This is a genomic window from Sphingomonas sp. HMP6, assembly GCF_013374095.1.
In the GTDB taxonomy this organism is placed as follows: Bacteria; Pseudomonadota; Alphaproteobacteria; order Sphingomonadales; family Sphingomonadaceae; genus Sphingomonas.
In genome coordinates this window covers 576811-597779 of sequence record NZ_AP022672.1, presented here as the reverse complement: position 1 = coordinate 597779, position 20969 = coordinate 576811, and the positions used below count along the sequence as shown (strand labels likewise).

Annotated in this window: 18 protein-coding genes and 3 tRNA genes; 10 read left to right on the top strand and 11 right to left on the bottom strand. The window is 64.7% G+C overall.

The genetic code is table 11. From position 1 onward, the window contains the following. Window positions 1-80: 80 nt before the first annotated feature. Window positions 81-842: a hypothetical protein gene (locus tag HMP06_RS03090; protein WP_332103021.1), complete on the top strand. Its 762-nt coding sequence runs from the start codon at window positions 81-83 to the stop codon at window positions 840-842. Further along, window positions 830-1609 carry a hydrolase 1, exosortase A system-associated gene (locus tag HMP06_RS03085; RefSeq protein WP_176495775.1) on the top strand — a complete coding sequence of 260 codons (780 nt, stop codon included), beginning with the start codon at window positions 830-832 and terminating at the stop codon, window positions 1607-1609. Before HMP06_RS03090 ends, HMP06_RS03085 begins: the two co-directional genes overlap by 13 nt. Window positions 1610-1775: 166 nt before the next feature. On the opposite strand, the gene trxB is transcribed toward HMP06_RS03085, so the two are convergent. The 5 genes from trxB to HMP06_RS03060 form a co-directional block, all read right to left on the bottom strand. Continuing rightward, window positions 1776-2741 carry a thioredoxin-disulfide reductase gene (trxB, locus tag HMP06_RS03080; protein WP_176495774.1) on the bottom strand — a complete coding sequence of 322 codons (966 nt, stop codon included), beginning with the start codon at window positions 2739-2741 and terminating at the stop codon, window positions 1776-1778. Window positions 2742-2841: 100 nt separating this feature from the next. Next, window positions 2842-3228: a VOC family protein gene (locus HMP06_RS03075; protein WP_176495773.1), complete on the bottom strand. Its 387-nt coding sequence runs from the start codon at window positions 3226-3228 to the stop codon at window positions 2842-2844. 116 nt (window positions 3229-3344) lie between these two features. Beyond that, window positions 3345-3421, bottom strand: a tRNA-Met gene (locus HMP06_RS03070). A 64-nt stretch (window positions 3422-3485) separates the two neighbouring features. Next, window positions 3486-4028, bottom strand: a complete 543-nt coding sequence (locus tag HMP06_RS03065) for a 2'-5' RNA ligase family protein (protein ID WP_232089845.1) — start codon at window positions 4026-4028, stop codon at window positions 3486-3488. After that, window positions 4025-5938: a potassium transporter Kup gene (locus HMP06_RS03060; protein ID WP_176498338.1), complete on the bottom strand. Its 1914-nt coding sequence runs from the start codon at window positions 5936-5938 to the stop codon at window positions 4025-4027. Before HMP06_RS03060 ends, HMP06_RS03065 begins: the two co-directional genes overlap by 4 nt. A gap of 195 nt (window positions 5939-6133) precedes the next feature. On the opposite strand from HMP06_RS03060, the gene ald reads away from it, so the two are divergent. The 4 genes from ald (at window position 6134) to HMP06_RS03040 (ending at window position 9073) form a co-directional block, all read left to right on the top strand. Next, entirely contained in the window at window positions 6134-7240 is a 1107-nt protein-coding gene (gene ald, locus HMP06_RS03055) for an alanine dehydrogenase (protein WP_176495772.1), read from the top strand. 10 nt (window positions 7241-7250) lie between these two features. Beyond that, window positions 7251-7727, top strand: coding sequence for a DUF3237 domain-containing protein (locus tag HMP06_RS03050; RefSeq protein WP_176495771.1), 477 nt, complete (start codon window positions 7251-7253; stop codon window positions 7725-7727). 6 nt (window positions 7728-7733) lie between these two features. After that, the gene (locus tag HMP06_RS03045; RefSeq protein WP_232089844.1) at window positions 7734-8981 is read left to right on the top strand and encodes a S1 family peptidase; all 1248 of its coding nucleotides are present in this window, start codon (window positions 7734-7736) and stop codon (window positions 8979-8981) included. A 15-nt stretch (window positions 8982-8996) separates the two neighbouring features. Beyond that, a tRNA-Pro gene (locus HMP06_RS03040) sits at window positions 8997-9073 on the top strand. A 151-nt stretch (window positions 9074-9224) separates the two neighbouring features. Here the strand turns inward: HMP06_RS03040 and HMP06_RS03035 are convergent. The 4 genes from HMP06_RS03035 to HMP06_RS03020 form a co-directional block, all read right to left on the bottom strand. Further along, window positions 9225-9518 carry a hypothetical protein gene (locus tag HMP06_RS03035; protein ID WP_176495770.1) on the bottom strand — a complete coding sequence of 98 codons (294 nt, stop codon included), beginning with the start codon at window positions 9516-9518 and terminating at the stop codon, window positions 9225-9227. A 112-nt stretch (window positions 9519-9630) separates the two neighbouring features. Next, window positions 9631-10575, bottom strand: a complete 945-nt coding sequence (locus HMP06_RS03030; RefSeq protein WP_176495769.1) for an autotransporter outer membrane beta-barrel domain-containing protein — start codon at window positions 10573-10575, stop codon at window positions 9631-9633. 191 nt (window positions 10576-10766) lie between these two features. Further along, window positions 10767-12119: an IS1380 family transposase gene (locus tag HMP06_RS03025; RefSeq protein ID WP_176495742.1), complete on the bottom strand. Its 1353-nt coding sequence runs from the start codon at window positions 12117-12119 to the stop codon at window positions 10767-10769. Beyond that, a complete protein-coding gene (locus tag HMP06_RS03020; RefSeq protein WP_176495768.1) occupies window positions 12106-15036 on the bottom strand; it encodes a beta strand repeat-containing protein in 2931 nt (976 codons plus the stop codon). The genes HMP06_RS03025 and HMP06_RS03020 overlap by 14 nt, the downstream gene beginning before the upstream one ends. Before the next feature lie 465 nt (window positions 15037-15501). Between HMP06_RS03020 and HMP06_RS03015 the strand changes: the two genes are divergently transcribed. Together HMP06_RS03015 and HMP06_RS03010 are read left to right on the top strand one after the other, a co-directional pair. Further along, a complete protein-coding gene (locus tag HMP06_RS03015; RefSeq protein WP_176495767.1) occupies window positions 15502-16404 on the top strand; it encodes a serine kinase in 903 nt (300 codons plus the stop codon). Then, entirely contained in the window at window positions 16404-17264 is an 861-nt protein-coding gene (locus HMP06_RS03010; RefSeq protein WP_176498336.1) for a sulfotransferase domain-containing protein, read from the top strand. The genes HMP06_RS03015 and HMP06_RS03010 overlap by 1 nt, the downstream gene beginning before the upstream one ends. 93 nt (window positions 17265-17357) lie before the next feature. Here HMP06_RS03010 and HMP06_RS03005 read toward each other — a convergent pair whose 3' ends face one another. Together HMP06_RS03005 and HMP06_RS03000 are read right to left on the bottom strand one after the other, a co-directional pair. Continuing rightward, window positions 17358-18869: a CoA-acylating methylmalonate-semialdehyde dehydrogenase gene (locus tag HMP06_RS03005; protein ID WP_176495766.1), complete on the bottom strand. Its 1512-nt coding sequence runs from the start codon at window positions 18867-18869 to the stop codon at window positions 17358-17360. A gap of 68 nt (window positions 18870-18937) precedes the next feature. Continuing rightward, entirely contained in the window at window positions 18938-19468 is a 531-nt protein-coding gene (locus HMP06_RS03000) for a phosphoribosyltransferase (RefSeq protein WP_176495765.1), read from the bottom strand. Between the two features lie 283 nt (window positions 19469-19751). Here HMP06_RS03000 and HMP06_RS02995 point away from each other — a divergent pair. Together HMP06_RS02995 and HMP06_RS02990 are read left to right on the top strand one after the other, a co-directional pair. Next, window positions 19752-19828, top strand: a tRNA-Ile gene (locus tag HMP06_RS02995). 502 nt (window positions 19829-20330) lie between these two features. Further along, complete coding sequence (locus HMP06_RS02990) at window positions 20331-20966, top strand: curli assembly protein CsgF (protein ID WP_269473396.1); 636 nt, start codon at window positions 20331-20333, stop codon at window positions 20964-20966. The last annotated feature ends 3 nt before the right edge of the window (window positions 20967-20969 follow it).

Here is a 20969-nt window from a genome sequence, read left to right as displayed (position 1 = left end):
GCACCTGCGCCGCTGGGCAGGACGGCGCTTGCGGCGTGGGCCCTTCGACAGGCTCAGGGCGAACGGGATGCGGGGTTGGCGTGCGCTTGCCCCCGCAGGGCAGCCGGTTGAGGATCGACCATTACGACTGGAGCGGTGGCCGCGAGGCGATGCTCCGGTTCGGGCCTGCCACCGGCCCGGTTGTTGTGGTCGCGCTGCCGCTGTTCGAGGAAGCCAATCGCACGCGCGCCTTCGCGGTGACAATCTGCCGAGCGCTCGCGAAACGCGGCATGGCGAGCGTGCTGCCGGATTTGCCGGGTCAGGGGGAGAGCGAGACACCGCTCGAAAGCTTGTCGATCCTGGACCTGCAAACAGCCTATGATGCGCTGATCGCGGTGCCGGATCGCGAAGGACGGCGGAGTTACGGCGTTGGTATCCGAAGCGGGGCATTGTTGGACGCCCTAGGGCTGCTGTGCGGACGATGGCACTTTGCCCCGCAAGACGGCTCCGACCTGCTGCGTGACCTCACTCGCATGAAGCAGATGGAAATCGGGCCGTCGCGGACGCTGGGCGAAGACTGGTTCCTCGATGGAAGCATGCCGGAAGACGCGCCCGATCCTCCGGTGCGCATCGCGGGCAACCTCATTTCGACGTCGGCGCTGATGGAGCTGACCATCAAGACGCCGTTTGCTGAGGCCGGTATAGCGCTCCGCACCGTCCGCCTCGACACCGACCCGAAGCCCGCCGACCGCCATGTCCCCGGCACGCCGCTCTGGCGTCGGGCCGAGCCTGACAATGATCCCACGCTCGCTACCCTCCTGGCCGACGACATCGCCGACTGGGTCGCTGCATGCGAAGGCTGATGTCCTTTCCCTGCGCGGGCGACACGCTGTTCGGGACGCTGGATGAGGCGCCCGGCAAGACCGGACTGCTGATCGTATCGGGTGGCAATGAGATCCGCATCGGCGCGCATCGCGGGATGGCGTTGCTGGCGCAGCGGCTCGCGGCGCGCGGGATTCCGGTATTCCGCTTCGACCGGCGCGGGATTGGGGATTCGACCGGCAGCAATGGCGACTTTCTGTCCTCCGGCCCCGACATCGGCTGTGCCGCCGCGACCTTCAGCGCCGAGGCGGGAATCGAGCGGCTCGTCGCGTTCGGCAATTGCGATGCGGCCACTGCGCTCGCGTTGTTCGGGTCAACCGCAGGGATCGACCGATTGATCCTCGCCAATCCGTGGGTGGTCGAGCCGACCGACGATCTGCCCCCCGCCGCCGCGATCCGCAGCCGTTATGCCGAGAAGCTGAAGGATCCGCGCGAGCTGTTGCGGCTGGTGAGCGGTGGGGTGAATATTGCGAAGTTAGCCAAGGGGTTGACGCGCGTTGCTATTACGCCATCTGAGCCGAACGCACTGGCGCTGCGCCTCGCCACCGCGCTGGCCGGCTGGCAGGACCGCGCTACGATCCTGCTCGCGTCGGGGGATGCGACCGCGATCGCTTATCGCGACGCGATCGCGCGGACCGGGCTGACGTTGCCGACGTTCACGTGCGACACCGCATCGCACAGCTTCGCGCGCGAGGGCGATGCGGCGTGGTTGGAAGAACGGATCGTCGCGGCGCTGGGGCAGCGCTGAGATTCGCGATATGCCGCTTCCCGCATGCCGCTTCCCCGGCGCAGGCCGGGGCCCAGTCGAGGGGCAGAAGTAACAGCTGCCTGACCGCTATTACCTCCGCCATTCCAACTGGGCCCCGGCCTTCGCCGGGGAAGCGCAGGTGGGGGAAGCGCGACCTAAGGAAGCCCTACTCCGCAGCCTCGGCCAGTTCGAACTCGGCTTCCGCCAGGAACTTCTCGGCATCCAGCGCCGCCATGCAGCCCGTCCCCGCCGCCGTAACCGCCTGACGATAAATCTTGTCCATCACGTCGCCGCACGCGAACACGCCGGGCACGCTGGTGCGCGTCGATCCGGTCTCGACCAAGAGATAATGATCATCGTCGAGCTTCAGATGCCCGCGGAACAGTTCGGTCGCCGGGTGATGCCCGATCGCGACGAAGCCGCCCTCGGTATCGAGTCGCGACTTTTCGCCCGTCACCGTATCGATCAGATCGATCGCCACGAGACCGGCAGTGCCGCCGCCATCGACAAAGCTGTCGACTTCCTTGTTCCACAGCACGGTCACGCCCTTATGCGCGAACAGGCGTTCCTGCAGGATCTTCTCCGCCCGCAGCGAATCGCGGCGGTGGATTAGCGTCACGTCGGGCGAATGGTTGGTGAGGTACAGCGCCTCCTCGACCGCGGTGTTACCGCCGCCAATCACCGCGACCTTCTTGCCGCGATAGAAGAAGCCGTCGCACGTCGCGCAGGCGCTGACGCCCTTGCCCTTCAAAGCTTCCTCACTGTCAAGGCCGAGCCATTTGGCCTGCGCGCCGGTCGCGATGATCAGCACGTCGCCTTCGTAAATGTCGCCGCTATCGCCGACCAGCCGGAACGGGCGCTGCGACAGGTCGACCGACACGACCGTGTCGTACATCAACGTCGTGCCGACATGCTCAGCCTGCTTTTGCATTTGCTCCATCAGCCACGGGCCCTGGATGACGTCGGCGAACCCGGGATAATTCTCGACGTCGGTCGTCGTCATCAACTGGCCGCCGGGCTGAATGCCCTGGACGAGGATCGGCTTCATCCCCGCGCGCGCGCCGTAAATGGCGGCGGACAGGCCGGCCGGGCCGGAGCCGAGGATCAACATGCGGGTCGAATGGGTGGTCATAGGTGCTTTCTCGCCTCGTTCCGCGCCATTTCGAAGCGTCGGACCGGCCGGTTACATGGAATGCGGCGGAGCGACTCGCAAGGGCCGCTCCGCCAACAGCTCAGGCAGGGACGCGGTGCAATGCGCACAGCTTGTTGCCGGCCGGATCGCGCAGATACGCGAGATACAGCTTGCCCATCGCGCCGCCATCGCGAATCCCGGGCGCGTCCTCGATCGCCGTACCGCCCGCTGCAACGCCCGCCGCGTGCCACGCATCGGCTTCTTCCGGGGATGCTGCTGCAAAGCCGATCGTCCCGCCATTAGCGGCGCAGGCGCCCGCGCCGTCGATCGGCTTGGTTACGATGAGCAAACCGCCGCCATGCAGGTAGATCACCCGACCATAGGGATCGATTCGCCCTTCCTTGGCACCCAAGGCGCCGAGCGTTGCGTCATAGAATTTTTTTGAAGCGTCGATGTCGTTGGCACCGAGCATGATGTGGCTGAACATTGGCATCCCCTCAGAGAATTGCACCGCGCCGCTGCGGCGGTGTCGCCGCGGCGCTACCGCATTTCGGGGCACGGTGGAACCGATGATCGATGCTGAAGAACCGCGTTATAAAGCGGTGGTAGCGAAGGAGGGACTTGAACCCCCGACCCCAGGATTATGATTCCCGTGCTCTAACCAACTGAGCTACTTCGCCATGCCCGTTTGGGGGTGGACCCCTGCGTGCGAGGCGCGGGCTATAGGAATGCGCGCTCGAACGGTCAACCGCGATCTTGCGCGAACATGTGCCGCGACAGCGCTTCCCACGGGCCGCCGCGATACCAATAGGTCGCCAGCCCGGCGATTCGAACGTCACGTGGCCGGAATTCGCGATCGAGATCGGCTTGCAGCGCCTTGGCCACGGCAGGCTCGACCTTGTTCTGCACGGTGACGTGCGGCCGCCAGCCGGCGCGATCCTGTGGGGTCAGCAGCGGCGCAAAGGCATCGGCCAGTCGGTCGCGAATATCCTCCAGCGCGCTCGATTGGATCCGAAACGCCACGCCGCGGCCGAGCGACATCAGCCCCGCGATCCGCGCGGTCGGGGCAGCGACGCCCTTCGTTTCCGCAACCAACCGCTGCTTCAACTCGCGCTCCAGGCTCGGCGCGAGGTGATGGAACATCGTCAGATGCGCCTTCAACTGATTACGCTCAGGCGGGAAATGCCGGACGCGCAGGTCATCGAAGAAGGCCGTATCGGCCGCACCGAACAGTGCCGTCACGATGATCGGCGCCGGGCCGTCACCCCGATCTTGCTCCAGGGTCAAATCTCGACCTGGCTACCCAGTTCGACCACGCGGTTGGTCGGCAAACGGAAGAACTCCATCGCACTTTCCGCATTGCGCAGCATCCACGCGAACAGCTTTTCGCGCCAGATCATCATGCCCGGATGCGACGAGGCGAGCAGCGTCTGCCGCGACAGGAAGAAGCTGGTGTCGATCATCCGGAAATCCGCGCCGCAGCGATGCACGTTGGCAAGCGCCATGGGCACATCGGGCTCCTCGATGAAGCCATATTTCAGAACCATCCGGTGGAAACCAGAGCTCAGATCCTCGAGCGTGCAACGCTGCCCCTCGGCAACATAGGGCACGTCGGCGATCTTGATCGTCAGCAGGATGATCCGCTCGTGCAGCACCTTATTATGCTTGAGGTTGTGGAGCAGCGCGTGCGGCACGCCCTCGGGCGAGGAGGTCATGAACACCGCGGTGCCCGGCACGCGCGTTGCGGACGTCGCCGCCGACTGGATGAACACTTTGATCGGCATGGCCGATTCGCGCATCCGGTCGATCATCAGCTGCCGCCCCTTCGACCAAGTCGTCAGGAAGGTGAAGATGATGAACCCGACGAGCAGCGGGAACCAGCCACCCGACGGCACCTTGGTCAGGTTAGCGGCGAAATACGCCCCGTCCACGATGAAGAACAGCGCCAGCAGCGGCACGGAATAATAGATCGGCCAGTTCCACAACCGGAACAGCACGACCGTCAGCAGGCAGGTGTCGATCAGCATCGCCCCCGTCACCGCGATCCCGTAGGCCGACGTCAGGTTGGACGAGGTGCGGAAGAAGGCGACCAGCAGCAGCACCATCACCAGCAGCGCCCAATTGACCAGCGGGATGTAGATCTGCCCCACCGTCGCCGCGCTGGTATGTTCGATCCGCAGCCGTGGCATGAAGCCCAATTGGATCGCCTGCTGGGTCACCGAGAAGGCTCCGGAGATCACCGCTTGCGAGGCGATCACCGCCGCCGCCGTCGCCAGGAACACCAGCGGCAAACGAAAACTCTCGCCCGCCAGCATGTAGAACGGGCTTTCGAGGGCAGGTGCCCCGACGCGCGACAGCAACGCCCCCTGCCCCATATAATTCAGCATCAGCGCGGGCAGCACGAAAAACAGCCATGAGATGCCGATCGGCTTGCGGCCGAAATGCCCCATATCGGCATACAGCGCCTCCGCACCGGTTACCGCCAGCACCACCGACCCCAGCGCCAGAAAGGCACGCACGGGGTCGAGCGCGAAAAATTCGACCGCATAATGCGGCGAGAAAGCCCATAGGATGTCCGGCGTCTTCGCGATGCTCAGCACGCCGAGCGTCGCGATCACCGCGAAATACAGCAGCATGATCGGGCCGAAAAACAGGCCCACACGCGCCGTCCCGCTGCGCTGGATCGAAAACAGGCCGATGATGATCGCCATCGATATCGGCATCACCAGTCCACCTAGGCCCGGTGACGCGACCGCGAGCCCCTCGACCGCGGACAGCACCGAAACCGCCGGGGTGATCATCGAATCGCCATAGAACAACGCGGTGGCGAACACGCCGAGCAGGATGATGCCCTTCGACCAGCGCTTGTTCTTGGTCTTGCCGTTCACCAACGCGAGCAGCGCCAGGCTGCCGCCCTCGCCCTTGTTATCGGCACGCATGATGATCGTGACGTATTTCAGGCTGACTACGATCATCATCGACCAGAACATCAGGCTGACGACGCCCATGATGTGCGCCGGATCGAGCGCGAGCTTGTGGTGGCCAGCGAAGGTTTCGCGGAACGCATAAATCGGGCTGGTGCCGATATCGCCGAACACGATGCCGATCGCGCCAAGCGCGAGCTTGAGCGGGCCGTCCTTGCCGTGCGGATGCGGATCGCCGTCGGCAGACGCGAGATCGGAGTCGGACGCGGCCAATCCCTTGCCGACGCTGGGCTGAACACTGCTCACGCGGCTGCTATTCTTGTCCGGATTTCAGGGATGTAGATCATGGATAATGGCACAGTTCGAGGCCCCAATGGTGCGGCGCATTAGCACGCGCCTATTGCCCCCGCAACGCCAACTGTGGCAGCGCGCTTTCCAGTTGTTTCAAACGAAACCGGAGTCGATCTGATGCGTGTAGGCGTCCCCAAGGAAATCAAGAATCACGAATATCGCGTCGGGCTGACCCCGCCATCGGTATCCGATCTCGTCGCCGCCGGGCATAAGGTGATGGTGCAGACCGGCGCGGGCCTCGGCATCGATTTCGAGGATTCGGATTATGTCACGGCGGGCGCGACGATCCTGCCCGATGCAGCCTCGGTCTTCGCGCAGTCCGACATGATCGTGAAGGTCAAGGAACCGCAGCCGAGCGAGATCGCGCTGCTGGAACCGCGCCATGTCCTCTTCACCTATCTCCACCTCGCCGCCGACAAGCCGCAGGCGGAGGGGCTGATGGCATCGGGCGCGACTTGCATCGCCTATGAAACCGTCACTGCGAACGATCGCTCGCTCCCGCTGCTGAAGCCGATGTCGGAAGTCGCCGGGCGTATGTCGGTGCAGGTCGGCGCGCATTATCTGGAGAAGGAACAAGGCGGCCGCGGCATCCTGCTCGGCGGTGTGCCGGGCGTCGCCCCGGCCAAGGTCGCGATCCTCGGCGGGGGCGTGTCGGGCGTCAATGCCGCGCAAATGGCGGTCGGCATGCGCGCCGACGTCACGATCTACGACATATCGAACGCACGTCTGGCCGAACTCGACATGTTCTTTTCCAGCCAGATCAAGACCGCTTATGCCAGCAAGGCGGCGATCGCGGCGGCGGTGAAGAATGCGCATCTGGTGATCGGCGCGGTGCTGGTCCCCGGGGCGGCCGCACCGAAGCTGGTGACGCGCGAGATGGTCAAGGCGATGAAGCGCGGCAGCGTGCTGGTCGACATCGCGATCGACCAGGGCGGCTGCTTCGAAACCAGCCACGCAACGACGCATCAGGACCCGGTGTTCGAGGTCGACGGCGTAATCCATTATTGCGTCGCCAACATGCCCGGCGCGGTCGCGCGGACCTCGGCCTTCGCGCTCAACAATGCGACGTTGCCGTTCGCGCTGAAGCTCGCCAATCTGGGGGCGGAAGGCGCGATGAAGGCAGATCCCCACCTCGCCAACGGGCTCAACGTTTACAAGGGCAAGATCGCGTACAAGGCGGTCGCGGACGATCTCGATCTGCCGTTCGAGGCGTGGGTCGGCTGATCCGATGGAAATGCCCTCGGCCCTGCCCCCCGCCCTGCCCAACCGTCACCTGACCACGCTAACGCTCGACGTCGATTTTGCGAGCGTGGTGGCGATCGGGGCGACGGCGGCGGGGCATCGCGGCATCGCCCCGGTGCGTGGCGGGCGGTTCGAGGGCGAACGGCTCTCCGGGACCGTCGCGCCGGGGCATGACTGGTTCGTCTCGCGCACCGACGGGGCGCTGGCAATCGATGTGCGCCTGACGCTGACCACCGATGACGGCGCAACGCTGTATCTCGCCTACCAGGGCACGATGCGCGCCGCGCCCGAGGCGATGGCGCGCTTCCGCAAAGGTGAGCGCCTCGCGACCGAGGATTATAAGCTGCACGTCGTCGCCCGCTTCGAATGCGGCGACCCGCGCTATGCGTGGCTCAACGATATGATCGTCGTCGGGATCGGCGAACAGACGCTGGCCGGGCCGATCTACCGCCTGTTCGAGATCGGCTGAACCACGGTGCTGCGCCGCCTGACGCTCGGCGCGCTCCTCCTGTTCGCCCAGCCAGCCTTTGCGCAGGCACCCGTCGCACCGGTGCCGATCCTCGAAACCCCGGCCGAATCGCGGGAGCGCGATGCCGCCGAATATGCCCAGCAGTTCAACGTATCGCAGGCCGAGGCCAGCGCCCGGCTGACCGCGCAGGACGCCAGCGTTCCCGTCACCGACGCCATCGCCGAAACCTATCGCGACCGCCTCGCCGGAATCGCGATCGAACATCGGCCGACCTACCGCATCGTCATATACCTGACGGGCAGTGATCCCGCTCCCGGTCAGACGCTCACCACCGATGCCGGCACCGTGCCGATCGTGTTCCGCACCGGCGCCAAGGTCACGCGCGAGCGCGTCATCTGGGCGATGACCTATTATCAGGCCGCAATCCGCGCTGCGCTGCGGGCGCCGCCGGGCATGGGCCTCGATCCACGCACGGGCGAGCTGGTCGTCATCGTCGGCAGCCTGGATGCGGCCGATGGCACCGCAGCGTTGAAGGCCCGACTCGAGGCAATTGCGGGCGTGCCAGTGCAGATCCGCGTGCTCAACCACCGCGACGTCAATCTCGCCGCCGCGCTCCCCGAAGGCGGCGCGCGGGTCGAGGGGACCAACCCCGACGACGGCAAGCGCTACCTCTGCACCACCGGCTTCAACGTCACCGATGGCCTGCGCAGCGCCGTCACCACTGCCGCCCACTGCCTCGATCAGCTCAACTACCGCGATCCGCAAGGGGCCAGCGTACCGCTCGCTTTCGTCGGGCAATGGGGCTGGGGCTATCACGACGTGCAGATCAACACCGCGCCCGGTCCCCTGCCCCCGACCTTCTACGCCGACACCGCCAAGACCCGACTGCGCGCGGTAACCGGCCAGCGCAGCCGCACCAGCACGCGCGCGGGCGATTTCGTCTGCCACCGCGGCGAACGCACCGGCTTTAGCTGCGCGATCGTGCAACTGACCGATTTCGCGCCGGCGGGCGATCTGTGCGGCGGCCCGTGCCTGCCAACCTGGGTCACGGTCGCTGGCCCAACCTGCAAGGGCGGCGACAGCGGATCGCCGGTGTTCACCGGTACGACCGCGCTCGGTATCCTCAAAGGCGCGAGTTATCGTGCCGACGGATCGTGCGCTTTCTATTTCTACATGTCGCTCGATTATCTGCCGCAAGGCTGGTCAGTGCTGAAGGGCGATCCATCGCTTGCACTAACGCCCATCCCCCTCTAAGCGCGTCGCTCGCGTCGGGGAGTGGCGCAGTCCGGTAGCGCGCCTGCTTTGGGAGCAGGATGTCGCAGGTTCGAATCCTGTCTCCCCGACCATTTCCATTTTAAGCAATAATTTCAAGAAATCGGCCGCGTCTGATCGACTCGATTTGTAGCAGGCAAATGCGACCGGGCGCAGCGCTTGTTTGGTGCCATCTCTTCCCTCTGGGAATAGGTCACCGCCGCAGCGCCTGGTCTGATCAAGCGACTAGCGAGTAACTTCCGATATGTCCGCGCGCGCCTTCGCGACCGCGGCGGGCGTGCCGACTCGCCCGGCCTGGATAGCATCGGCGTCGGTCATCAGCCGCTCTCCCGCGGCAGACCCGGTTTCCGCAACCTCTGCGACATGCAGCTCGCGTCCGCGCACGATCGCCTCATCCACGCGGTTCGCACGGCGGCCCAATTGTGCCCGCCGGAGAGCTTTGCCGGAATGGCGTGTCGTCGGCGCGCGCCACGGTGTCCGCTCCCAGGAAGCGAACGGTACCTTATGGTCGCCCGCCATGGCGAGGATCGCAGCGCGATCGGCGTCGAGTGTAGCCGCGCTTTGGGGGTGCGCACGAAAATGGGCCGCTCCTTGCAGAGCGACCCATCCCTCGTTTCGTAGTGCGAACAGATCAGAAGCGGAAGCGAACGCCGGCGCGGCCGCCATAGCCTTCGTAATCGCCGCCATTGGCATAGCGACCTTCAAAGAAGCCGCTGATCGCGCCTTGCTGCGACCCGATGTTCACGCCGAGCGTGCCCTCGCCATAATCCCGCACGCGCTGATTGGCGAAGGCTGCGCTCTGGCCACCGCTGACGAAGACGACTTGATCCTGCCCCTTGAACTCATGGACATAATTGCCGCCGGCATAGACGGTGAACGTCGCTGCGCCGCGATCGGTGGTGAAGCCCAGGCGCGCGCCGCCCTTGCCGCGCACACCATCGGCATCGTTGAACGTGAACGCGCCCGACGCCACACCGAAATTGTCGATGTCGGAATGGGTGTAGGATACGCTCGCGGCTGGCTCGATCCACAGCGTCTTACCGACACGGAAGCCGACTTCGCCCTTGCCGCCATACACCCCGCCCTTCAGGCGCTGGTTGTAATTGCCCGAGATGCTCTGGTTGCGACCCCAGTAATAATCGTACTTACCCAGCGCGTTCACGAAGAACATCCCCGAGGCGTAGCTTGCATAGACGCCGCCGTTGACCGCGTCGAAATCGATCCGGTCCGCCGAATTGGCGAAATTCATGCTCGAATTCAAATACCCGCCGGTGACACCGAACGAGAAGGCCCCGTCACCCGACGGCGCGCCGAAATCGAGCCCGAGCTGACCACCGAAATAGTCCTGCTTATAGCCGAGATTGATCGGTGCGGTGATGCCGTTGTACGTGAAGCTGCGCGTGTTGGTACGCTGGTCGACCTGACCAATCGCCTGCGCCCAAAAGCGGCCACCCGCCCCGCCGGGGCCATTGGCCGCGACGTTGTCGCGCAATTCGCGCATGTGGCCCGACCAGGCATCGCCCGACTGCAGCCACAAATTGCGGACGCTCTCGGCGAACAGCGCCGTGCGATACACGCCGGCCCCCGGTGTACCGACCAGGCTAACCTGATCTATTCACCGGCAGCGTTTCTCAGCCGATGGGTCAGCGCAGGCGTCGTGTAGCCGCAGGCAGGGCGCATGGGTCCCAAGCGCCTGTCTCATCGCGGGTTCACAGTTTGGGGCGGAGTTGATGGGCGGGGTTCGTTTGGCGGCCACTGCCGCATCGATCATGGTCCCGTGGTGCGCAAGTTGAGCGCGATGGATCGGAACAGCGCGGCATCGGGACAGGCGCTTGCGAAGGCGATGCGGATGCGGCTGGTGGTTTCGACGACGCGCGCGGCGACCTTGAGCAGCCGCAGGCGGATGGTCGCGAACTCGGCGGTGCGGAGCGTGGCGGTTGCGGGCATAGCGTGCCGCACGGCCCACATCAGCCAGTAGGCGGCGGTGTGAAGGATGAGCCGCATCTGATTGGCGTTGGCCGAGCAGCAGGAGGTTCGGTCGCTCTTCAGCTGCGTTTTATGCAGCTTGATCAAGTTTTCCGCCTGGCCGCGGGCGCAGTAAAGCGTGTCATAGATCCGTTCAGCGCTGCCCTCGGCAAGCGAGGTGACAACGAGGCGGATGTCGAGGCCGAGGCTGCTCGCCTCGATGCGAGCAACGACGCGACGTTCGGTATTCCCCCAGGTTTTCGCAGCGTAGCGCGTCTCTGCGTAACGCCTTAGTTCGACCAGTCCCTGCAATGCCCGGTCGGTCGCGCAGGCATCGCCTTCCCGAACGATGACGGGATCGGCGTGGAGCGTGCGGTTGCCGGGCAGCCCGAAGATGTAGTCGATTCCGTTCGCCTCGCACCAGGCCATCGGCTCTGGCCGACCGTAATGACCATCGCCGCGCAGCGTGATCCGGGTATCGGGCCAGTGGCGACGGATACGTCGCACGAGCCGGCGAACATGGCCGGCGACTTCCTTGCCCGACGGCGTTTTGCCGGTGCGCAGCAGCATCGCAACCGGCCGCCCGGTAGCGGTGTCGTAGACATGGATCGGCAGGAAGCAGCGCTCGCCGTAGTGGCCGTTCCAGAAAGAGAGCTGCTGCGCGCCGTGTACGACGTCGACGGTATCATCGATGTCGAGCGTCACCGCCGCAGGTGGCACGGGGTAGCTCGCGCAATAAAGGTCGACCAGCGTACCGGTCAGACGGATCAACTCGCGCGTAGTCGGCGCGTTTTCCCACCGGCTCATCGTCGGCTGGCTGGCCAGCCCGAACGGATCACCCGGCAGTTTGCCGAGCGCCAGCTTGAACCCTGGATCATGCCGCAGGGCGTCGAGATCATTGGCGTCTTCATACCCACACGAGATCGCGAGCATGCGGGCGCGCAAGATGTCGGCGACCCGGTGGATCACCCGACCCTGATCGCGCGGATCAGCGATGCAGGCGGCGAGCCGATCCGCGATCCCCAACCGCCGCTCGGCCTGTGCGAGCAGTAGCACGCCGCCGTCCGACGTCAGCCGACCGCCGTCGAACGCGGCGGTGATTTTTCGACCACGAATGGCTGGGAAGGTGAAGGAGAACCCACTATCGTCGGCCATGGCGGTCGTGGCACTTTCTGTCTGGAGCAGAGGGATGGCGTAAGCACCCTTTCTCTACTCCAAACCAAAGACTTAGACCACGATCGCCACCACCGATTATCGCTCCCGATGAATAATCCGGGCTAAAGGCGAAGGTCGTCGGGTTGTAGATGATGCCGTACTGGATCAACCCCTGATCGACGTTCGCACTGTCGAGCGTGAACGCGCCCGCGTTCGACGCGGCACCGGCCTGAACCAGCACTGTGCCGGTCGAGGTGCTGAGCATAGCAGGCGTCGTGTTGAGCGCGGTGATCGAAACCACGGTCGAGCCGCTCGCCGCGCCACCAAGGCGAAGCTGATCCGCCGTTCCGGTTGCCGTGCCGAGCAGCACATCGACGCCGAGCGTTGCCGCGCCGCTGCCGCTATAGCTGCCAGGAAGCGCCAGCACGTCGCCGACATGGCCATTGCGCAGATCGACCAGGCCGTTGTTATTGAGCGTCTCGAGCCCGGTGAAGTTCACCGTGCCCGCGGTTGCCGACTGGCCGAGCACCCGGAGCGTCCCGCTGTTGTTGAACACGTCGTTGCCCGCACCGAAATCGCTGCTGGCATTCGCGTTGAACGTGCCGGCATTGGTCACCGTATCGGCATTGCCGGTCAGCAGGATCCGCCCGCTGATCGTGCCGCTGTTGGTGATCGTCGCCGCACCGCCGCTGATCGAAAGCGCATAATTGCCGCCCGAGATCGTGCCCGCGTTGGTCACCGTAGTGCCCGTGCCCGAGATGATCGTCGCGCCGTTATTGCCGCCCGAGAGTGAGCCCGAATTGACCGCCAGATTGGCAGTCGTCGCCGCCGCGACATTTACCCCATCGAGGGTGGCCGAGGTGTTGGTGCCGGCGAGCGTCACGCCGACCGAGCCAGCCGTGCTGTTAGCCACGATCGCCGCGGCATTGGCCCCGGACGTGGTCGTGCCATTGGACGCGACCGTCACCGCGCCGCCGCCATTGGCGACGATGCCGCGGCTGTTCGTGCCGGTCGTGGTCACCAGTGCCGAGATGATCCCGATCGTGCCCGACGTCGCAACGTTGATACCGTCCGAATTTGCGCCGACCGTGGAGATCGTCCCGGTGTTGTTCACCGTGATCGGGCCGGTCCCGGTAATGGCGACCGCAGTGCCCGTCCCCGTCGTGGCGGCGCCCGCGACCGTGGCGTTGATCGCGCCCGCGCCGCCGGTGATGCGCAGGGCATTGGCGCCGTTCGCGGCCTGGCGACCGCCCGTGAAGGTCACGGCACCGGTCGCATTGACCACCGTGCCGGTCGCGCCGGCTTCGGTCGCGGTGACCGTGCCGGTCGTCAGCGTCACGGCATTGGTGCCGGCATTGACGATGACGCCGTTACTGGTCGTCGCGACGTTGCCGATCGTCAGATTGACCGGTGCGGTCAGTGCCGTCACGATCGCACCTTGCGAGCCGACCCCCGTCGTCGTCACATTGCCCAAATTGCCGGTCACGCCTGCGCCGGTAACGGTGGCAGCGGTAACCCCTGCGCCATTGGTGCGAAGCGTTGCGCCGCTGCCGCGCAAGTTGATCGTGCCGGTTGAGGCGAGATCGAGCGCGCGCGCGGTATTGCCGCCAGCCCCGATGCCCGAAGTCGTGATGTTGCCATAGCCGACATCGATCGTGCCGGTGCCGGCGCGGCTGAACAGTCCGGTGGAACCGACGCCCGTCGTGGTGATGACGCCGGTGTTGGTCGTCACCGTGCCCGTCCCGCTGGTGTTTGCCGTAACGCCGTAGGACCCGACGCCCGAGGTGGTTGCCGAGCCGGTGTTGACCACCAGATTGCCGCCGCCCGAAGTCGCGAACACGCCGTTGCTATTGTCGCCGGTGGTGGTCAGCGCGCCGCAGTTGATGGTGCCCGTACCGGTCCCCTGGACCTGCATCGAAATCGCAGTCGCATTATTGCCCGTCGTGCTGACGCTGGGGCAGCCACCAATATCGGCCGAACCGGTGGCGTTGCCGATGAACGCGAAGATGCCGTTGTTGTTGGTGGCGGTGATCGCCCCCGTGCGGATCAACGCGGACCCGGTCGTCCCGAACACATTGGCTCCGACTCCGGCGCCGTTGACCGAATTGACCGCGCCGGTCGTGATCGTCGCATTTCCGGCAAACGACTGCCCAATCACGCCATAGCCGCCCGGCGTCGTGCCACCGTTGGTCGAGGTCGTCACGTTACCCGTCGTGATCGTCACCACGGCGCCATTGGCCAGGATGCCGCGATCGCCCGAATTGATATTGCCGACGACGGTGGTGTTCGTCCCCGTTCCCGAATTCGTGCGGATGCCGCGGCCGGTCGACGTGATGTTGCCTGCCGTAACCGAGATATTGCCAGTCTGAGTGGCGGTACCGGCGTCGATCGCCGTGCTGCCCGCTCCGGTCGTCGAGATATCCCCGGTCGTCAGCGTCAGCGCGCTATCGCCGATCGCAGCCACGCCGAACGCATTGGTTCCGGTCGTCGAGATATTGCCGAGCGTGGCGACCACTGGCTGACCGCCCGACGTGATGATCACACCGGTGGCGTTAGCGCCCGTTGTCGAGATGTTGAGCGCTGGGCTGCCGGTTGCTGGCGTGAAGCTGAGCGGTGCGCCGACTGTCGTCAGCCGGATCGCTGGCACGCCGGTCGTGGCGAACGTACCCGTGGCTGTGTAGGTCAGCGTTGCCGGGCTGCCGACGTTGATGGTCGTGAGGCCGGGGCCGGCAATGACCGCGGCGCTCGGCGGCAAGGTCTCGGTCAATACGGTAGTCGCACCGTCGACGCAGGTCACGGTCGTCCCGGTCTGCGAGCATGTCGTGGCCTGCGCATAAGCCGCCTGCGGCAGCGCGAGGATGGCCGCGGCGGTCGATGCGCCGCCAAGAAGTGCCAGTCGAAATGTCGAATTGAGCATGATCGTCTCCCCTTTTGTGGCAGCGTGCTACGCAGCATCGAAGCCTTGATTGGGCAGGCGTTAGGCACGTGGCTTGAACATCGTCAACGCCAAAATTTCCATTATAAAATATGTTTCTAGAGTCGGAACTTAAGAGGTTTTGCGGCGTATTTCTCTTCCCTTCGGACCTTCAAATCGCCCCCCCCCAGGTGCCGCCGATCCGCGCCTCGGACGAGGCGATGCCCGATCCTCGGAAGCGCGGATTGTGACGTGGCGCGGGAACGCAGGCGCATCGCCGTCCGACCGCTGCACGCCCAAGCTCTTTCACCCGTTTCGGCACTGCGCAAACCTTGCCGGGGCGCGCGCGCATCGCCTATGAGCCATGTCCGCTGCGCACGTCCTTTTCGATCCGTCTGCATGCGTTTGGCAGCCCGCGACCGTCCCCGCTGCGGACCTGCCGGGCGAGCGTCCCCGGAGGCCACCGCGATGAGCTATGGGCTTTGCGGGATGTGCGTGACGTCGCAACTCGAACTTCCTGAACTCGCACCGTGGCTGGGACCCGATCGCGCGCCGGACCTGGAAATCAGGATTGGCTCGGTTCCGCTACGACTGGCCGGGGCAACGTATGAAGGCCCGTTGCTGCAGATATCGTCCGATGGGTCGTGCCGATTGGCGATACCCGGCGTCGCAAGCTATCTGGCGCGCGGTGGCCGAGACATCACCGTGCAGCCGGAAATGGACGAGAATGCGCCCGACATCCGCCTGTTTCTGCTGGGGACGGTGTTTGCCTTCGCCTGTCACCAGCGCGGGCTGGTGCCGCTCAACGCTGGCTGCGTCGAAATCGACGGCGCGGCAATCGCCTTTTCCGGCGCGCCGGGGGTCGGCAAATCGACGCTTGCAGCGGCATTCCTGCGCCGGGGATTGCGCCTGCTGGCCGACGATCTGACGGTGATCGACGTCAGCGCGGAAGCCGGCCCGACGGTACTGCCGTCGTTTCCGCGCGTGAAACTGTGGCGCGATTCGCAAGAAGCGCTCGGCTGGGCGAGCGCCGCAGGAGAATGCGTCCGCAGCGGGATCGACAAGCTCCAGTTTCCGATCGGATCAGGATTCAGCCCCGCACCGCTTCGCCTCGGCGCGCTCTATCACCTCGCCCGCTCCCGCGAACCGCGCGCGCTGGAGGTTTCGACGCTGCGCGGCATCGACGCCGCGCAAGCGCTGCTGGGCGCGGTCTACCGGCACCAACGGGCGTTTCAAATGGGCTATGCGAAGGCGCTGACCTCGGCGGTATTTCGCATGGCTCCCGTGCCGAACCTGAGCCTTGCATGGGGCAGCGACCTGTCACGGGTGGATGAACTGGTCGACTGCATCGTGTCGCGGCAAAACCAATGATGGCCGCGGACACAGCCACGGCTGGATTCCAGTGGATCGCGTCCTATCCCAAATCCGGGAACACGTGGCTGCGCCTGGCGCTGCTTGCGCTGAGCCAGGGCGACGACGCGGTCGATCTGTCCCGGACCCATTCCTTTGCCCCGATGGCAAGCGCGCGCAGTGGCTTCGATGCCTGGCTCGATTTAAGTTCGAGCGATCTCAGCGATGCCGAAGTGACTGACCTTCGCCCGCATTTCCATGCCGCGCAGGCGCGAAGCTTGACCACGCCGCTGCTGCGCAAGGTTCACGACGCGTGGACCTACGCTCGCGACGGGACGCCGCTCTTTGCCCCGGCCGTCACGCACGCCACGATCTATCTGGTCCGCGATCCGCGCGATGTGGCCTTGTCGTTCGCGCATCACCGCGCCTGCTCGGTCGATGATGCAATCGGTTTGATGGCGGATTCCGCGTGTTGGCTGGCGCGAAAACGTCGCGGCGATGCCACCCAATTGCCGCAGCAGGTCGGATCGTGGAGCAGCAATGTGGCGAGCTGGCTCGATGCACCAGGCATGCCCACACCGCTGTTGATCCGCTACGAAGACATGCTGGCCGCCCCTGAGGACATGGTGCGTCAGGCTGCAGTCCATCTCGGCTGGACCACCGATTCCGCCGCGATCGCACGCGCGGTGGCGGCGACGCGTTTCGACGTCCTGCAGGCGCAGGAGGCGGCGGCCGGATTTCCCGAGAAGCCACAGAAATCGTCGAGCTTCTTTCGCCGCGGCGTTGCCGGCGGATGGCGCGATGCGCTGTCGCGCTATCAGGCATCCCGCATCTGCCGCGACCAGCAGGTGGTTATGGAGCGGCTCGGCTATCTTCCCTGACCATACCGCCCCCGACCGCGGTGCCTACCGAAACGAGCGCGGCAGAGGCGGCCGAAGACCAAAGGAGGCGACCCAGCGAGCCGCCCCCGCCCCTCACCCCATCGTCGGGATGACGAACGCGTTGGCAGCATCCCCCCCAAGGTTATTGGCGCCGCCATCGGGCCAGCGCTGCGTGACGGTCTTGACCTTGGTCCAGAACTTCACACCTTCCATGCCGTGCTGGTTGGTGTCGCCGAATGCGCTGCGCTTCCACCCACCGAAGGTGTGGTAGGCGACCGGCACCGGGATCGGCACGTTGATGCCCACCATTCCGACGTTCACGCGGCTCGCGAATTCGCGCGCCGCATGCCCGTTGCGCGTGAAGATCGCGACGCCATTGCCGTATTGATGCTCGCTCGGCAGCCGCAGCGCATGTTCGAAATCATCGGCGCGAACGATCTGCAGCACCGGCCCAAAAATCTCTTCCTTGTACGATTCCATGCTCGTCGTGACGTGATCGAACAACGACGGGCCGATGAAGAAGCCCTTTTCGTGGCCCTGCAGCTCAAACCCGCGCCCATCGACGACGAGTTCCGCACCCTCATCGACGCCCTTCTGGATCCAGCCTTCGACGCGCGACCGGTGCGCGGCGTTGACGACCGGGCCGTAATCCGCATCGCCATCGGTCGAGATGCCGATGCGCAATTTGGCGATGGCGGGGAGGAGTTTTTCGCGCAACGCGATTGCGGTCTTCTCCCCGACCGGGACTACCACCGGCAGCGCCATGCAGCGCTCGCCCGCCGAGCCGAATGCCGCGCCCGAGAGATCGGCGACGACCTGGTCGAGATCCGCATCGGGCATGACAATGCCGTGGTTCTTGGCGCCGCCCATCGCCTGGACGCGCTTGCCGGCCGCGACGCCGCGGCGGTAAACGTAATGCGCGATGTCGGACGATCCGACGAAGCTGACCGCCGCGATTTCGGGATGGTCGAGGATCGCGTCGACCATTTCCTTGTCGCCGTGAACGACCTGCAGGATGCCCTCGGGCAGGCCGGCGTCGGCGAACAATTCCGCGAGGCGCACCGGCACCGACGGATCACGCTCGGAGGGTTTCAGGATGAAGGCGTTGCCGGTCGCGATCGCCACGCCCGACATCCACAGCGGGATCATCGCGGGGAAATTGAACGGCGTGATGCCCGCGCCAATGCCGAGCGGCTGGCGCATCGAATAGACGTCGATGCCCGGGCCGGCGCCGTGGGTATATTCGCCCTTCATCACATGCGGGATCCCGCAGCAGAACTCGATCACCTCGAGACCACGCTGGATGTCGCCTTTCGAATCGGCGATCACCTTGCCATGTTCGGACGACAGCAAATGCGCGAGCTCGTCGATGTTGGCGTCCACCAGCCGCTTGAATTCTGCCATCACGCGCGCGCGGCGCTGCGGGTTGGTCGCGGCCCAGCCGGGTTGAGCCTTCAGCGCAGCGGCGACGGCGGTGTCGAGCGTGGCTTGCGTGCCGAGCGCGACGGTCGCCTGCACCAAACCGGTGTTGGGATCGAACACGTCGCCGGTGCGGCCCGCGCCGCCATCGGACAGGCCGACGATGTGATGGTCGATGGTACGCATCTTACTCTCCTGATTTTCGTCCGCTAAACCATGCGCGTGGGCGGTCCGCAAGCGTTAGCGGTGTGCGGTCACGCCAGCCGGTGCGGCACCGATTGCGCCTCTTCGATAATCGCCTCGGCGGCACCGATCGCCTCCCACGGGAAGACAAACCAGCGCTTGTCCTCAGCGCGATCGATCGTCTGGGAGCGGTACTCGACGCGGGCCTTGGAACGGAGGTTGTCGAGCAGCACGGCGAAGCGGATATTGCCGTCTTCACACCCATAATCGGCCAGCAAACCGCGGATCGTGTCAATCGTGCCGCCACTGTCGTTGATGTCGTCGACGAACAGCAAGGTCGTGCCCGCCGCGCTCTTCGCCGCCAGCTTGGCCAGCAACTCGGTGCCGAATTCCGGCACCTTGGACGAATGATCGACCGAAAGCGCCGGCACGTTCAGCGCGTGTGAGACATAGACCGCGGGAACCAGCCCGCCGCGTCCGACTCCGACAATGAAATCGGGCTTCCAGTCATTCTCGGCAATGCGGCGGACAAGCGCGTGCACGTCGCCGAGAAAATCGGCATCCGTAACGTGATGAAGCTGTGGCTTGGCGGCTGTGCCCATGGCGCGGTGATCCCGTTCGCGTGGTGGATGCGGCGCCGTAACCGCCTGCCCCGGCCGGGGCAACCGTCAGACCCTATGCGCGCCGGCCCCCGGATCAGCACCGGGTCATCGCGATGGCGGCCAATTGGCCTTATGCGCCCACTCTCCTTCGCCAAGAGGGTGCACACGCCGCAACCCGCGTCACCGGCCACGCTACGCGCCTTTCTGGATATCTTAGTGAACACCGGATCGGCACGGCCCGGGCTTGCCAGCATCCGCCGCGCGCGGCTAACGCTTCTCGCGGGGGCCTGTAGCTCAATTGGTTAGAGCTGTCCGCTCATAACGGATAGGTTGCGGGTTCAAGTCCTGCCGGGCCCACCATCTTCAACCGCTCTCGCCTTACCCAGCCCCGCCAACCGCGGGGCTGTCCGCACCGTGCGCGCGCGAAACACAGCGCCTCAATGTGCGAAATGTGAACGGCGCAAAGTCGCATCGCCGGAGGCCTCGCGGCGCTGACATCGTTGTAAGGAATGATCATTTACGGAAATTAAACCATCCCGTAAGCCACGCCATCCAGCGAAAACTTTGTGATGTGCATTGGTATTCCGTTTGACGCCCGAAAAGAAGTCGTGGTCCAAGCCTACGATAACCGAATACAAGATTGGGCATCCAGACTATAATAAGGTTGATTCCGCATTTAAAAAATCAACGAATCGTAAAGTATCTGAGAAAGCGAATGGCTGAGTATTATACGCATAATGCTGCACCTAGGAGCGTTTCTCACTTAATTTTCATGAAACTTCGAACGTGATTTTTTAAAATAAAAAATGGACCTTATCATTTATCCAGGTGGATAAATGATCCACTTCTTCAGAGGTAGACTATGAGTTTTTTTGGGGGGAATGTAGGTAGGAAAACTACTACGTTCGTGTCTCTCTTTATAGTGTTAACCACGCTATCCTTGACTCCTGCCACCGCGCAGGAACTGAAGTTTGATTTTAACTCGCCGTCATTCGGTGGAAATCCGTTCAACTCAACCAGCCTGCTTGCGATTGCCACGGCGCAGCGACCTGCTCCAAAAACTGTCGTGACAACGCCGCTGACCGCCGCCCAAACCTTCGCAGCGCAGCTTCAGGCGAGACTTCTCTCCGCTTTTTCCTCGGGCCTCGTCACCGCGATCACCGGGTCCGCCTCCGGCGCGTCCGGCAGCTATGATCTGGGCGGCCAACGCGTAACCTTCTCCAATGACGGTACGAACATCACCGTCACGATCGTCGACGACGCTACGGGCGAAACCACAGTCATCACCGTCCCGGTCTATACTTTCGGGAAGACGGCGGCGGCGGCGAATGCCGATCCCGCGCTGGTCACCACCTCCGTGTCGGCGTCCAGGACCTCGCTCGAGGCGTCGCTCGCCGGCTCCGCTCCGATTACGGGCTCCGCCACCTCGGCGCCTGGCTCGCTCGACTCAGCGCCCGTCGAAGGTCGCGCGCAGCCCGTCGACGGCGTGCCGTTTTAAAGC